Genomic DNA, 14,520 nt, shown 5'->3' with positions numbered 1-14,520 from the left:
CCTCACAGCGAGCGCTGTGGCGGTTGCACCGTTAACGCATCATCCGCCCCAGCGTGACCGCTGTGAACGGGCTCCTCCAATGCCTCACGCCGCTCGCTGCGGCGCTGCGGCGCTGCGGCGCGGAACAGAGCCGTCGCGCCGGCGATGGCGGCGGCCCACAGCACGACGACAACGGCGCACAGGATCAGCCACGTTTGCCACCCGAGGCTGTTCGGGCAGACGTCCATCAGCCAGCGCATGCAAGGCCCTCCTCCACAGTGAGCGTCACCCAGCCGCAGGATGGAATCGGTATGAGTCTCGTAAAGATCTGCTGAAGATTGCGCCGTTCCGGAAGTCGTGCGCCGCCGCGGCCGCTTCGGCGGGCACCATGGGGAGCATGGAGCGCCACCCGGGTAGATCGCCTGAGCAGGCGAAGGGATACCGCGCGCTCGTCGTCGACGACGAACTGCCACTGGCCGAAGTGGTGGCCAGCTATCTGGAACGCGATCAGTTCGAGGCCGTGGTGGCCGGCAACGGCGTCGACGCTATCGCTGTCGCACGCGACTTCGATCCCGATGTCGTCATTCTCGACCTCGGCCTGCCCGGCATTGATGGACTGGAAGTCTGCAGACAGCTGCGCACGTTTTCCGACGCCTACGTCGTCATGCTCACCGCTCGTGATACCGAACTCGATACAGTCCTCGGCCTCACTGTCGGCGCCGACGACTACATCACCAAACCCTTCAGCCCGCGCGAGCTTGTGGCGCGCGTGCGGGCCATGCTGCGGCGGCCCCGCGTCCTGCAATCGGCCACCGCAACGGCCGAACGTGAGGTGGCACCACCGCGTCGGTTCGGTGCGCTGAGTGTCGACGTCGCCGCCCGTGAGGCTCGCATCGACGACGAACTAATCTTGTTGACCCGCACAGAGTTCGACATCCTCGAAGCGCTCTCCGGCCGGCCCGGAGTCGTGCTGAGCCGGCGGCAACTTCTCGAGATCGTTCGCGACGGACCCTGGGTCGGCAACGAGCACCTCGTCGACGTCCACATCGGGCACCTGCGGCGCAAACTCGGCGATGATGCCGCACGCCCGCGCTACATCGCCACGGTGCGAGGTGTGGGATACCGGATGGGGACCGGACAGTGACTCCCCCGCCTGCGTCCACAGCTCGCCGACGTCGACGGCGGGGCCGTCCTGGTATCGGCCTTCGGCTGCTGGCGGCCCAAGCCATCGTGCTGGCAGCCGGGGCCGTGACGACCGCGGTGGTCGCCGCCGTTGTCGGCCCTCCCCTGTTTCGCGAGCATCTTCACCGCGCGGGGGTGCCGATGAACTCGCCAGAGGAAGTCCACGCCGAGGAGGCCTACGGCTACGCGACGGTGATGTCCATCGGGGGTGCGCTGGCGGTGTCGGCACTGGCCGCGCTGGCCGTCAGCTTCTATCTCAGTCGACGGCTCCAACGGTCCATCACCGAAGTTGCCTCCGCTGCCACCGATGTCGCTCAAGGGAATTACGACGTCCGCGTGTCATCGCCGCGCCTGGGCGACGATTTCGACGCGCTCTCCACTGCCTTCAACCAGATGGCTTCCCGGCTCCAAACCGTTGATTCGACAAGACAGCAGCTCTTTGGAGACTTGGCGCACGAGATCCGCACACCGGTCGCGGTGCTAGAGGCATATATCGAAGCACTCGAAGACGGGGTGCGCACTCTGACGCCGCAGACGGCGGCCATGCTGCGCGACCAAACCCGCCGGCTGGTGCGATTCTCCAATGACGTCGCCGCCCTGGCCAAGGCCGAGGAAGGTTCAGTTTCCATGTCGTACACCAACATTGACGTCGACCGCTTAACACACCGGTGCGTCGCCGCGGCGCAGGAACGCTACGACAACAAAGGAGTCGCACTACGCGTATGCCTCCAGAAGGCGCTACCGCCGTTGTGGGCCGACGAGCAACGACTCTCCCAAGTCCTGGGCAATCTGCTGGAAAATGCGCTGCGGCACACGCCTTCCGGCGGGTCGGTCGAAGTCAACTGTGTCCGCGACGGCGACCGGTTGAGGATCGCCGTCGCCGACACCGGTGAAGGGATTGCCGCCGAGCACGTCAACCGGGTGTTCGAGCGGTTCTATCGGGCAGACTCCGCCCGCGACCGCGAGCACGGCGGCGCCGGTTTAGGGCTCGCCATCGCCAAAGCGCTGGTCGAGGCCCACGGCGGAGCCATCTCCGTAGCGAGCGCGGGCCCCGGCGGCGGCGCAACATTCACCGTCGACTTACCCATCGGTGAGGTGCGCGCCGAAGAGCTGCCTGTTACGGCTGCCTCAACGCGGACCTAACCGTCGTGCTTCTGACCTGTTACTTGTCCAGCATGCCCTGCATAGTGTCGATCTCCGCTTGCTGAGAAGTCACGATGTTGCGCGCCATCTCCACCGCCGCGGGGAACTGGCCGTTGTCGATCTCCTGCTGCGCCATCATGATTGCGCCCTTGTGATGGGCGATCATCTGCGTCAAGAAAAGTCGGCTCGCCTCCGCGCCCTGCGCGTTCTGCAGCGCAGCCATGTCGGCTTCCGACATCATGCCGTGACCGCTGCCGCCCATATCAGGCATCTTGCCCATGTCGCCGCTGGGCATCTGGTGAGCAGGCATGTCGTGGCCAGGCATAGCGGTGCTGGTCGCAGGTGCAGGCGAGGACGACGCCCCCCACTCCTGGAGCCAACCCTGCATCTGCTCGATCTCGGGGCCTTGAGCATTCTTGATCTCGTCAGCGAGTGAGATGACCTCGGGATCGATGCCCTGCTTGCGGAGAAGCATGTCGCTCATCTCGATCGCCTGCTGGTGATGAGGAATCATGCCTTGGGCGAACGTCACATCAGCGTCGTTATGGGTAGCGTCGCTGCTGGCAGCGCTGGGCGAGGCCGATGGTGCCGCCGGGCTGCTGGTCGATGACTGAGAGTCTGTTGTCGCATTCGAACAGGCGCTGACGAACAGGGCCGCCGCCGCTAACGCCGCAAACCCAAATCCATATCGCTTGTGCTGCATCGCACATCCTTTCTCATACATCTTCCTGACACCATGCGTCCACACACACGGCAAGCGCTCTCGCCGCCTCGGTCCAGCCTCAGGACTCCGCGTATGGGTCGGTTCGAGTTCCGATGAAGATTCGATGAAGACGCCTCACCAACCCGTCGGTACGCGCCGCGCGCTCGGGCGATTCAGCGTCACGCCGCAGCCGGTTCAGTCATTGCCCGCGACCGGAAGGAGTCCGTGTGCAGCTCGGTAGATTCATGCCGCAATTCTGACCGAAGCCTTGGCCTGCCCGCACGCCGCGATCAGTCGATCGGCAGCCGCCGCCGCAATGCCTCCGCGAGCTGGGTAACCGTCGGCAAACCCATCAAACCGGCATCGGTCTGATATAGCCGGCACGCCAACTCCATCGCCGGGACCGCATCGTCAAAAGCGTCTATGCCATCGACGAGAATCGTTGGAGAGCCCGCGAACGACAAGGCCGCCGCCTCATCATCCGTAGCGACCCGCCGATACGTGATCTCGACGTCGACCAGTCCAGCTGCTGCCGCGCCCAAATGGGCACCGGCTTCCCGCCAATTCGGACACCCTTCGACATAGACGATCTCCACTCTCATGTGCCAATGGTGCGCGTACCGAGCCGGTGATGTCATCGGCAGGGGGCATCACCGCCAACTACGGACATGTCCGCACCAGCAGAACCGGTGTCCCGGGGAAGTCTCACCGATTAGACGCGGGGATATGGCGGCTTACGCGACTCGCGCCATCAGAGTTAGCGCCGGGCCTGCGGATCGCTCTCATCCTTCGGATAGTTGCACATATTGCAATGTTTGCATACGTTTGACTTTGGAGGTGGTTGTGGTGGCTGCGATAAGTGCTCTAGTTCTGTATTTGATGTTTGTCGCACTCGGGTTCGGCTGGCGGAGTTGGCGCCACTATCGGCTTACTGGTTCCACCGGCTTCCACGGAATCAGCGGCCGGCCGGGCTCACCAGAATGGGCCGCCGGCGTCGGTTTCGTCGTGGCCATGGTGCTCGGCCTCCTCGCGCCGGCTTTGCAGGTGTTTGGCGTGCTAGCCCCACTCGCTGCTTTCGAGGTCTGGGGGCTTCAGGTATTAGGGTCCGTGTTGGCACTCGGGGGTCTCGCCGGAACGCTGTACGCGCAGAACGACATGGGTAATTCGTGGCGGATAGGCGTCGATGTGCAGGAGTCCACGACTCTGGTGCGCCGCGGCGCGTTCGCGGTCGTGCGCAACCCGATCTTCACGGCGATGCTGTCGTTCGCGACCGGCGTGGCGTTGATGGTCCCGAATGTGTTGGCGCTGGCTGCATTGATTCTTCTGGTCGTGGCGATCGAATTGCAGGTCCGCGTGGTGGAGGAGCCATACCTCGTTCACACGCACGGGGACGCCTACCGGTCCTATGGTCAAGCCGTCGGCAGGTTCCTCCCTGTTCTGGGACGTTTTCCAAGGTCCGTTGGTGGTGAATCCCGCTAAGCGGGCGCCAGCAGAATCTGCGCCAGCCGCGTGGTCGTTTCCACGCCGTCGTCGTAGGCGCCTTCGCCGTTGAGCGAGTTCATGATCGCCAACGTGTACCGTTGTCGAGGGCCGGCGAAACCGACGCTGTTGACGACCCAGCCGCCCTGTTCTTGGGACCACCCGTTCTTGTTGCCGGGAGTCATGGCCGCGCCCGCTCCCCACACTCCCCACTGCTGGTTGGCGTCGAGGTGTTGCATCTCCGACACGATGGCCGCGGTTTGGGCCGCAGGCAAGCTGGTGAGGGTGTAGTTCATCAGCCGGTCGAGGTCTTCGCTCGTGGCCTTTTGGAAACCCCAGTACGGGTAGGTGCCGCTGAACCCCTGCTGCGGTTGCAGGCTGGTAAGTCCGTACGTGGCGAAATTGCGGTTGAACGTCATGTTGTCGGGTCCGCTGTAGCGTTCCCAAAGCGTATCGGCAGCGTCGCTGTCCGATGAGTGCATCATGTTGGCCATGAGTTGGCGGTCGGCCGGGGTCAAGGCGATCTGGCCGGCGCGAGCCCGAGTCAACAAATCAACCACCATCGCTAGCTTGATAGTGGATGCGGTCCACATCATCGTGGTAGCCGCGTCGTTGCGGTGAGCCTGTCCGGTCGTCCGGTCGCGAAGCACGTAGCCCACCGTGCCGGGACGAGTGGCGAGGTAGGCGTCTGCCTGTGCGATGCGCTGTCCGATCTCAGCGGCGGCGACGGGTGTCGGCGCGCAGAGCAACACGGTCATAGCGACAAGTCCGGTGACGACGGCTCGCACGCGCATAGCTTGTCAGCCCCACGGGCATCAGGGCCGACGGCACGCCGGGTAAGCACCGGTTCCTACTATCCATCTCCGTACATTCAGGCCGGCGGATTGTAGGTGTGCCTGGCACGCAGTAGGTAGCCCGACGTCGGCGCGTGTCGCGTTCGACGCGGGCGGCGTGCAGCTCCGCCGACACGCCGGCCCCCGTGAAGTCCCACCCCTATCAGGCGATATCAACGTTCGTTAGTATGTTCGGATGAGCGAGCCGCAGCTTGATCACTGCGATCTGTTGTGCTTGGACCTGCCCCATGCCGAGCGAATTCGTTCCCGGCTACCGTTACTCGTCGACGCCGAATCACTGGCAACCGCAGCGCGGGCTCTGAGCGACCCGACGCGACTGACCATCGCCTCAGCGCTGCTTGCCGGCGAGGAACTGTGTGTATGTGACATGGCCTGGGTGGTCGGGCAGTCGCAGAACCTCGTATCCCACCACCTGCGGCAGCTCAAGATCGCCGGTCTGGTGACTTCTCGGCGGCAAGCCCGGATGGTGATGTACCGACTCACCGACCGCGGCCGATCCTTGACCGAGGCCGTGCTGGCGCACGGATACCGCCAACCGGCCTCCGAGGCACGCCATGTCTGACCCATGCTGCGGGCCCGCGGCCAATGGAGTCGACACCGAGCCCGGATCGGGACCGGACAAGTGGTGGGGAGTCCGCGAACTGCAGCTGGCGGCCCTGGCGGCGGCGTTGCTCCTCGGCGGCTGGGCGTTGCACCGAAGCGGTCTTTCCTCCATCGGCATGGGGCTTGAGCTCGCGGCGGTTGCCGCCGGGGCCGCAACGTTCGCGCCGGGAGCCGTTCGCAGTCTTCGACACGGCCGCGTCGGCGTTGGCACGCTGATGACGATCGCCGCGGTCGGCGCCGTGGCGCTTGGACAGGTCGAAGAAGCCGCGCTGCTCGGAATCCTGTTCTCCATCGCCGAAGGACTCGAGCACTACGCCGTCACCCGAACCCGCCGAAGCCTGCGCGCCCTGCTGTCGCTCGTGCCGCCATCGGCGACCGTGATCCGCGACGGCCACGAAATCCCTGTGCGCCCGGACGATTTGCTCATCGACGACGTGATGGTGTTACGGCCAGGAGACCGTGCCGCCACCGACGGCGTCATCACCTCCGGTCGCACCAGCTTGGACGTGTCGGCGATTACCGGAGAATCGGTTCCAGTCGAGGCAGGACCCGGCGGTGAGGTGCATGCCGGTGCGATCAACGGCGGCGGGGCGGTCGAAGTCGCCGTCACCGCCGTCGCCGCCGACAGCTCGCTCGCCCGCATCGTTCACATCGTCGAACAGGCTCAGGAGCGCAAGGGTGCGGGTCAGCGGTTGGCGGACCGGATCGCCCGCCCTCTCGTCCCAGCGATCATGGTTCTGGCCGCCGCTGTTGCGGCGTTTGGCGCGCTGGTGGGCGAGCCGATGCTGTGGCTCGAACGCGCGCTCGTGGTCCTCGTCGCCGCCTCACCCTGCGCTCTGGCCATCGCTGTGCCACTCACCGTTGTGGCCGCCATCGGCGCTGCCAGTCGACAAGGCGCCCTCGTCAAGGGAGGCGCCGCCGTCGAGGAACTCGGACGCATCGCCGTGATTGCCCTTGACAAGACGGGCACGCTGACCCGAAACAGCCCCCAAGTGATAGAGACGGTGACCGCCAGCGGCGTCAGCGAGGCCGAAGCCCTGCGCCTCGCCTGCGCAGTCGAGTCCCGTAGTGGGCACCCCCTGGCCCGGGCAATTACCGACGCTGCAGGCCGCGACATCGTCGCGGCTGAAGACGTGACCGCCGTTGTCGGCCATGGCATCAGTGGCCGCGTCGACGGTCGCAGGATCCGTCTGGGGAAGCCGGGCTGGGTCGCGGCCGGAGAATTCGCCGCCGACGTCGTGCGCCTCCAATCGGCCGGGGCGACAGTGGTCCTGCTCGAATGCGACACCGTGGTGGTGGCGGCGATCGCGGTCCGCGACGAGCTGCGCCCCGAAGCGCCGGAAGTGATACGGCAACTACACGAGCTGGGCATCACCACCGCGATGCTGACCGGCGACAACTCCCGCACGGCAACGGCCGTGGCCGAAGCCGCCGGCATCACTGTCGTGCACGCCGACCTGCTTCCCGAAGACAAAGCACGCCTGCTGTCCGAACTCTCCGGCGGCCGGCCCATCGCCATGGTCGGCGACGGGGTCAACGACGCCCCCGCACTGGCCACCGCCGACATCGGCATTGCTATGGGCGCGATGGGCACCGACGTCGCCATCGAAACCGCCGATGTCGCGCTGATGGGCGAGGATCTGCGTCACCTCCCCCAAGTCCTCGCTCACGCCCGCCGAGCCCGCAAAATCATGCTGCAGAACATCGGACTGTCGCTGGCGATCATCACCATCCTCATTCCCCTCGCCGCCTTCGGGGTTCTCGGGCTGGCCACCGTGGTATTGATCCACGAGGCGGCAGAAGTACTCGTCATCCTCAACGCGATCCGCGCCGCACGCACCCATCCCCTACCCGGCGTCGAACCGCAGCGGATAGCTGCAGCGGCGGCGCACCACGTCACCCTCCCCACCTCCCCGACACCCGTCGATGCCTGCTGCGCCCCGACGCCGGCGCCCGCACCGGTGGTCCTTGATCGTCGGGAAACCTGCAGCGGCGGATGCACCTGCTGCGCTGCGGAACCCACGAATCCCCGTGACGAGTCGACCCGTCGAAGTGAACACCACTGGTGATGGTGCGACCGCGAAATGCCTTCGCCGCGGCGATCGACCTACTGCCGAACCGGAATTGGTGTTGAGCAGCACCGCGCACACTCGTCGTCTGTGCCGGTCGGGCGCAGCGCCGTCGCGCCGCCCCCGGGAGGCGTATCGGCGGGAGATGGCCGCTGCAAAGCGCACACCATCCGCCAGGCAGCGGTGGCGGCATTGGGAACGGGCACACATCGTGTCGCAACCCGACCCTTGGCTACACACCTGCAATCACGCGGCGATGCTGGCCTTGGCGCTGCGCCACCGAGACCGTCGCGAAGCTTTCGGCCAGGTTGTTCGCCTGATTGTCGCTGCGCCGGGATCGCTGACCGTGCGCTATCCCGGGGGCAACACCGATCGGGTCGACGCGGGCCTCATGACCCCGATGGCCGCGCCCGCCGATCTTGCCGCACTCGTGGGCGGGCGAAGGGACTGAAGGACAATGGCGGTCACGACGTCGAACCAGAACACGCGGCCGTGGCCGGCCGTCGCCGCCGCAGTCGCGCTAACGACCGCGGCGTTGAGCGTGGGCTATTGGGCGCTCGGGCTGGCAACCATGCTCATCTTTACCGCCGGGTTCGTCGGGGGCTTGCTTCTGTGGCTGGTGTGGCCGAGTGGCGGCGGCTGGGCCGACATTCGCGCACCGTATTGGATCGCCCTGTTGTTGTTCCTGGCCCACCGCGTCGAAGAGAAGCAGATGGGGTTCTTCGCATTCCTAGCGGCGGTCACGGGTGTGCCGACCCCTGCGGTGAACTCGGTGCCCGTTGTGCTGCTCGTCGCCGTCTCCGCGGGCGCCTGGCTGTTGGTTCCCGTCCTCATGCGGCGCGGCCGCCCGATCGGCCGATACCTGGCATGGACGTTCTTCGCCTCTTTGGGCCTCACGGAGTTGGCGCACTTTGCGGTGTTCCCGTGGCTCGATCCCGGCGGGGCCGGCTACGTGCCCGGAATGTGGACCGTCGTCGCTCTCGCACCGGTCGCCTGGTGGGGAATGTGGCGTCTCACTCGACGGCCGTCCATCGAATCCGCGCCCCAGCGTCCGATCTAGCGCCAGCCGAAGGCATGACCGATCTACGGTCTTCCTCCGTATATAGTCGGACACGCGATGCTCAACCGCGGGCGCGGTTCGGGTCGGTGCTGCGGTACGGGGCTGCGCCGGCGCATCACAGACGTTCGGTGAAACTGATGAAGGACGCATTCCAATGGCACCTCTCACACGCATTCTGCTGACCGTCTTCGCGGTCATCACCATGATCATCGGGGTTGGCGTGTATCTCTCGGCCCAGGACAAGGACGCCCCGACCTCCGCGCAAGGCCAGGGTGAAGACGTCGGTCAGCTGGTCCGGGACAACAGTCGCCGCCTCACCACCGTGCCGAACAGCGATGTCGCCTTCGTCGAGTTCCTCGACTTCGAATGCGAAGCGTGTCGCGCGGCCTTCCCGATGGTCGAACAGCTGCGCGCCGAGTACGGGGACCGCGTCAACTTCGTCATCCGCTACTTCCCCATTCAGTCTCACTTCAACGCAGAGCGGGCGGCGCGCGCGGTCGAGGCGGCCGCCCAACAGGACAAGTTCGAACCGATGTACAAGAAGATGTACGAGACGCAGAGCGAGTGGGGCGAACAACAAACTCCTGCGGACTCCCGATTCCGCGGATTCGCAGCCGAACTCGGGCTCGACATGGCGGCGTTCGATGCCGCCTACAACGACCCCGCCACACTCGATCGTGTCAATGTCGATGTCGCTGACGGCAAGGCCCTCGGGGTCAAGGGCACACCGACCTTCTTCATCGACGGAACCGAAGTGGAATTCAGGAGCTACGACGACTTGAAGGCCGCAGTCGAACAGGCATTGAACGGATAGCCGCGGTGACTGCCGAAAGCTCTCGGCGCACCGGTTCCATACCTCGGGACGTGTGCGGGCGCGAACATGAAAGCAGCACCCCGCGTCGACGGCGATCTGAGGGGTCGACATCGACCGCAGTACACCGATCTCGCGTTGGGTGACAGGGAGATGCCTTCTGCGCGAAGTCGGTCCGTCGCGGTGATATCTCGCTTCGACCTCAGTACGCGCCATCTCGAATCGCCTCTGCGTGGTGGGCGACCATCAGTCCGAGATGCAAGCGGTTGGCCAGCTGCACTGGTTCGGATGATGATGATGATGATGCGGCGGCCGGGCCCCGCACCCCACGCCCCGCGTCATCTGATCGGCCGACTGCCGGATCCTGACGAACACGGCTCGAGGGTGCTGTGGTCGGCGCCCGAGCTCTCACCGCAGACGGGACAATCCGGCGGCCTGGGCATGGCCCGAAAGGGAGAAGGGCGTCCCTGTGAACGGGCGAGAACATTGCGCGATACCGGGTCGGGGCCGCGCACGCGCCTAGCCCGAGACCAATGTGCTGCAGCCGCTATGCCAACAATGCGGTCCTCGTCGTCATGAGCCCAGGCTCGGCGCAGCCGTCCTCTGCTCGATCGCAGTCGAGCGGCGGCGCCGCGCGATCAGTACCGCGAGCACCGCCAGCATTGCCACAACCCCGCCGGCGGCAATCACTTGACCTCCCAGCCGCTGGTCGCCCAGCAAGTTCGCATGCCAGCTCAGTTTCAAGGAGCGGTAGAAGGCGCCACCGAGAACCTCACGCATGTTCATCACCACGACCCCGGCAATGATGAACTGCGACAGCGCGAGAAACAGCATCGCGATCCGGCCCCGCTTGGGCATCGGCCGTGGCACCAGCGGCTCGACGCCGCCGACGGCGGTGAAGAACAGTGCACCGCTGAGCAGGAAGTACCCGATCATCAGCATGTGCGTGGCATGTTCGCTTACGGCAGCATCGAGAACCACTTCGAGGCAGAGCCCGTACAGGCCCACCACGAGAAGCGTCAGCGCCGTCCACGGATGAGCGATAAAACGCAGCAGTGACGAATTCAGCGCGCTGACCAGCCATTCGCGTGGCCCCGGCACCGCATTGGGTTCGGCTGCCCGCAAGGCCCTCAGCGCGAGGGTCACCGGTGCGCCCTGCACGAGCAACACCGGCACCACAATTGTGAGCACCAATTGAGCGACGGCGTGCATGCTGAACATCGCCGCCATGTACATGCCGAGTCCTGACGACGTGGCGAACAGCAAAACGACGCAGCCGATCAGCCACGATACGGTGCGCCGCGTCGACCACGGGGCACCGCGGCGAGCCAGCCGATACACCGCAGCAAGGTAGATGCCGGCCATGACGACCGCCGCCGTGCCGAAGATCAGGTCGAACCGCCATTCGACGAACACCCGCGCGATCGTCGGCGCCTCGGTGAGGTCGAAGCCGAGCGCAGCCTCGGCCGGAACGGGTTCGCGCGTCACGGGCGGCGGTGGCGTGCGACCGAGCCCGACCGCCAGGCCGACTGCGACGCCAAACAGGGCGGCTTCTGTGAGTGCGAGCCGCAGCAGCGGTCGGCGCGACGTCGGATCACGCTGCAGCGCAACGATCGACGACCGCCGCTGTCGCCAGCCGATCACACCGAGGCCGGCCAGCGCTGTCACCTTGCCCACGACGAGGAGCCCGTAGGTGCTGTCGAAGATGGTCGACACGTCGATCCGGACCGCCGCGTTGACGAATCCGCTCACGGCCATCGACGCGAAGCACCACAGCGCCAGACCCGAGAAACGCCGGGCGGCGATGTCGGTGTGGCTGCCGCCGCGCAGCGCGTGCCCGAGCAGCGCCAGCAATCCGCCGGCCCACAATGTCCCGGCAACCAGGTGAATGATCAGGCTGTTGGTCGCGATGTCGTGTGAGCCGCCCGACGAGGAGTGCCCTGTCACGGCCAGCGGCATCAACGTCGCCAGGCCGCCCGCCAGGAGGGCAGGCGTCCACGACCACCGCAGCACCGGCAGGCTCGCTACCGCGACCACCGCTGCCAGAATCGAGGTGGTGCGCCACGCCGCGGTGGTTTCGACGAGGTCGGCCGCCGACCATATGTCCAGCGGTGTGAGCTCGGTCAACGGCACCCCCGACACGTCGGAGATCGTCAGCGCCACCAACAGCGCAGCGCACATCGCCCAGATCGCGCAAGCGGCAGCGCCGATCCGAAGCGCCCGGTACCCGTCGACGCCGAGCACTCCACTTGCCTGCGGCGGAACGAGGAACGCCGCGAACAGGAAGTGTCCGATCGCCACCATCGCAGCGATCTCTCCGGCGGCGCGCAGGAAGGACAGCCCGTAGGTGGTGATCGGCCCGGGATCGCTCAGCCCGGTCACCGCCAGCGCCTCGGGCAGTGCCTGGGCGCCGATCGCGGCAGCGGTAACGCCCGCTAGCAGTGCAGCCCCGAGCAACACAGCCCGCACGACCCAGCGTCGGGGGGCAGCAGACGTGGCCATCACCGTCCCCATTCCGATCCCGCGGTCGATTCGCCATGACCGCCTCGGCGCTTGACGATCAGCACAGGTGTCCTCGGAAAGAGCGACGGCGCGGAGGGCTCGAAAGCGACTGCGTCATATCGGAAGTGTGGTGTTGCTGACGAACGCATCGCGCACCCATGACACCACCTCGTTCCACAGCCCGGTCAGCAGGGCGATGCCGACCGCGACGAGGAGCACGCCGCCGAAGACCTGAATTCGCCGAGCGTTTCGTCGCAGCCAGCCCAGTGCCCTCATTGCCCGTCCGGATGCCAGCGCGAACAGCACGAACGGAGCGCCCAGACCCACACAGTAGGCGACGACGAGCACGATGCCGCGCATGACGTTGGGCCCTTCGGTGGCAGATGCCACAGCGATGACACCCGTCAGCGTCGGGCCCAAACACGGGGTCCAGCCCAGCCCGAACACCGCCCCCAGGAGCGGCGCACCCCACAGCGTGGACAACGACGTGGGCGTAAACCGCGCGTCGCGTTGCAGCGCAGGGATGAAACCCATGAACACCAGACCCATCACGATCGTGACGACTCCGCCGATGCGCTGCAACAGCACCCCATTGGCGATAATCGTCGTCGTCAGTCCCAGAATCGCGACGGTTCCCATGAGGAACACCGCCGTGAACCCGACAACGAACAACCCCGCGGCCCCTGCCACCCGCAGACGTGCCCTGCCCGGCGGCTGGGCACGCGCCTGGTCATCATCCACGCCAACCACCGCGGCCAGGTAGGACAGATACCCGGGTACGAGAGGTACGACGCAGGGCGACGCGAACGACACCAACCCAGCTAACGCCGACACGAACACCGCGAGGAGCACGTGACCAGACGTAGCGATCGCGGTGACACCATCCACGAAGTCCGACACCCTCCGCATCCACCGTTTCCGAATTCACGCATCGACGACGCAGTTCCGCAGCCACACTGCGGCGCCCGAGACGCCACATCATCTACTATTAAACTACGTAGCAACAAATCGTCGTCAGCCGCCGCGAGCATCGGTGGGCGACCAGTGGAACGGAGAGGCCCGTATGCGGTGCTCGGCAGCCAGGCAAATCTTGGCCATGATGACGACCGCTCTAGCGGCTGTGACCGTGCTGACGGCGCCGTCGGCCTCCGCCGAGCCACAGATACCCGTGCCCGCACCCGGCGACCCCCTCACGGTCCCCGACTCGGCAGCGCCGAATCCCTTCCTCCCACCGCTATCCGGCACTTTTCCCGGCCCATCGCCGACGGCTACCGAAGACACACCCGCCGGCCAGAACCCGGCGCCCTACCTCGGCCCACCGGTCTTTGCTCCCCCCACGTTCAACCCGACGAACGGCTCGACGGTCGGCGTCGCCAAACCCATCATCATCAATTTCCAACGGCCCATCGCCGACCGCACGCTGGCTGAACAAGCCGTCCACATCTCCTCCACCCCCGCGGTTCCCGGGAAGTTCTACTGGATGAGCGCGACTCAACTCAGATGGCGGCCCATCGACTTCTGGCCCGCCAACACCACGGTCAGCATCGATGCCAGCGGCACGAAATCGAGCTTCCGCACCGGCGACTCGTTGGTGGCGACTATTGACAACGCCACCCTCCAAATGGAGGTCATGCGCAACGGCACACTGGAGAAGACCATGCCGGTGTCCTTGGGAAAGCCGGGATACGAAACACCCAACGGCACCTATTACGTGCTCGAGAAGTTCGCGGACATGGTGATGGACTCCTCCACCTACGGTGTGCCGATCGACGCAGCCGAGGGGTACAAGCTCAAGGTCAAAGACGCGGTGCGCATCAACAACGCCGGCATCTTCGTTCACGGCGCGCCCTGGTCAGTCGCCGATCAGGGCAAGCGCAACGTCAGCCACGGGTGCCCCAATTTGAGTCCAGCCAATGCGCAATGGTTCTACGACAACTTCGGCAGCGGGGACCCGGTCGTCGTCAAGAACTCCGTCGGCATCTACGACGAAAATGACGGAGCCCAGGACTGGCAGATCTGACGTCCAAGCCAGAAACGCCCAGCGGTCACACGCCGCACCCCGCTCGGCACCTTCGCAAGACCGCGCGCGCAAGACCAAGAGCGCGATCGTCACCCACATCACCAAACGCGCTCCC

General features: G+C 65.8%; 15 protein-coding genes. 9 read left to right on the top strand and 6 right to left on the bottom strand.

All coding sequences use genetic code 11. The features are described 5' to 3' along the window. Positions 1–2: 2 nt before the first annotated feature. Positions 3–239 carry a hypothetical protein gene (locus G6N07_RS09360; RefSeq protein ID WP_163647379.1) on the bottom strand — a complete coding sequence of 79 codons (237 nt, stop codon included), beginning with the start codon at positions 237–239 and terminating at the stop codon, positions 3–5. Positions 240–367: 128 nt separating this feature from the next. Here G6N07_RS09360 and G6N07_RS09355 point away from each other — a divergent pair, with 128 nt between their 5' ends. Both G6N07_RS09355 and G6N07_RS09350 read left to right on the top strand, forming a co-directional pair. After that, entirely contained in the window at positions 368–1,123 is a 756-nt protein-coding gene (locus G6N07_RS09355) for a response regulator (RefSeq protein ID WP_064872639.1), read from the top strand. Continuing rightward, positions 1,120–2,304, top strand: coding sequence for a HAMP domain-containing sensor histidine kinase (locus G6N07_RS09350; protein ID WP_064872636.1), 1,185 nt, complete (start codon positions 1,120–1,122; stop codon positions 2,302–2,304). Before G6N07_RS09355 ends, G6N07_RS09350 begins: the two co-directional genes overlap by 4 nt. A gap of 19 nt (positions 2,305–2,323) precedes the next feature. Here G6N07_RS09350 and G6N07_RS09345 read toward each other — a convergent pair whose 3' ends face one another. Both G6N07_RS09345 and G6N07_RS09340 read right to left on the bottom strand, forming a co-directional pair. Continuing rightward, on the bottom strand, positions 2,324–3,007 hold the full coding sequence (locus G6N07_RS09345; RefSeq protein ID WP_064872634.1) for a DUF305 domain-containing protein: 684 nt from the start codon (positions 3,005–3,007) through the stop codon (positions 2,324–2,326). A gap of 290 nt (positions 3,008–3,297) precedes the next feature. Continuing rightward, the gene (locus G6N07_RS09340) at positions 3,298–3,609 is read right to left on the bottom strand and encodes a hypothetical protein (RefSeq protein ID WP_064872632.1); all 312 of its coding nucleotides are present in this window, start codon (positions 3,607–3,609) and stop codon (positions 3,298–3,300) included. A 277-nt stretch (positions 3,610–3,886) separates the two neighbouring features. Here G6N07_RS09340 and G6N07_RS09335 point away from each other — a divergent pair, with 277 nt between their 5' ends. Then, entirely contained in the window at positions 3,887–4,486 is a 600-nt protein-coding gene (locus G6N07_RS09335) for a methyltransferase family protein (RefSeq protein ID WP_064872681.1), read from the top strand. Here the strand turns inward: G6N07_RS09335 and G6N07_RS09330 are convergent. Beyond that, the gene (locus tag G6N07_RS09330; RefSeq protein ID WP_064872679.1) at positions 4,483–5,244 is read right to left on the bottom strand and encodes a serine hydrolase; all 762 of its coding nucleotides are present in this window, start codon (positions 5,242–5,244) and stop codon (positions 4,483–4,485) included. The genes G6N07_RS09335 and G6N07_RS09330 overlap by 4 nt on opposite strands. A gap of 271 nt (positions 5,245–5,515) precedes the next feature. On the opposite strand from G6N07_RS09330, the gene G6N07_RS09325 reads away from it, so the two are divergent. The 5 genes from G6N07_RS09325 (at position 5,516) to G6N07_RS09305 (ending at position 9,886) form a co-directional block, all read left to right on the top strand. After that, on the top strand, positions 5,516–5,902 hold the full coding sequence (locus G6N07_RS09325; protein ID WP_064872630.1) for an ArsR/SmtB family transcription factor: 387 nt from the start codon (positions 5,516–5,518) through the stop codon (positions 5,900–5,902). Further along, on the top strand, positions 5,895–8,012 hold the full coding sequence (locus tag G6N07_RS09320) for a heavy metal translocating P-type ATPase (RefSeq protein WP_064872627.1): 2,118 nt from the start codon (positions 5,895–5,897) through the stop codon (positions 8,010–8,012). The genes G6N07_RS09325 and G6N07_RS09320 overlap by 8 nt, the downstream gene beginning before the upstream one ends. Positions 8,013–8,100: 88 nt before the next feature. Further along, the gene (locus G6N07_RS09315; RefSeq protein ID WP_263858058.1) at positions 8,101–8,463 is read left to right on the top strand and encodes a DUF3703 domain-containing protein; all 363 of its coding nucleotides are present in this window, start codon (positions 8,101–8,103) and stop codon (positions 8,461–8,463) included. 6 nt (positions 8,464–8,469) lie between these two features. Further along, entirely contained in the window at positions 8,470–9,072 is a 603-nt protein-coding gene (locus G6N07_RS09310; protein ID WP_179959969.1) for a hypothetical protein, read from the top strand. A gap of 154 nt (positions 9,073–9,226) precedes the next feature. Then, positions 9,227–9,886, top strand: a complete 660-nt coding sequence (locus G6N07_RS09305) for a DsbA family protein (protein ID WP_064872623.1) — start codon at positions 9,227–9,229, stop codon at positions 9,884–9,886. Positions 9,887–10,456: 570 nt separating this feature from the next. Here the strand turns inward: G6N07_RS09305 and G6N07_RS09300 are convergent. Both G6N07_RS09300 and G6N07_RS09295 read right to left on the bottom strand, forming a co-directional pair. After that, on the bottom strand, positions 10,457–12,385 hold the full coding sequence (locus G6N07_RS09300) for a bifunctional copper resistance protein CopD/cytochrome c oxidase assembly protein (protein WP_064872674.1): 1,929 nt from the start codon (positions 12,383–12,385) through the stop codon (positions 10,457–10,459). Between the two features lie 114 nt (positions 12,386–12,499). Beyond that, complete coding sequence (locus G6N07_RS09295; RefSeq protein ID WP_179959968.1) at positions 12,500–13,273, bottom strand: cytochrome c biogenesis CcdA family protein; 774 nt, start codon at positions 13,271–13,273, stop codon at positions 12,500–12,502. A 175-nt stretch (positions 13,274–13,448) separates the two neighbouring features. Between G6N07_RS09295 and G6N07_RS09290 the strand changes: the two genes are divergently transcribed. Continuing rightward, positions 13,449–14,405 carry a L,D-transpeptidase gene (locus G6N07_RS09290; RefSeq protein ID WP_064872618.1) on the top strand — a complete coding sequence of 319 codons (957 nt, stop codon included), beginning with the start codon at positions 13,449–13,451 and terminating at the stop codon, positions 14,403–14,405. Positions 14,406–14,520 lie beyond the last annotated feature (115 nt).

The sequence above is a fragment of the Mycolicibacterium doricum genome, assembly GCF_010728155.1.
GTDB classification, from domain to species: domain Bacteria; phylum Actinomycetota; class Actinomycetes; order Mycobacteriales; family Mycobacteriaceae; genus Mycobacterium; species Mycobacterium doricum.
This window is presented reverse-complemented; position numbering and strand designations above follow the sequence as displayed.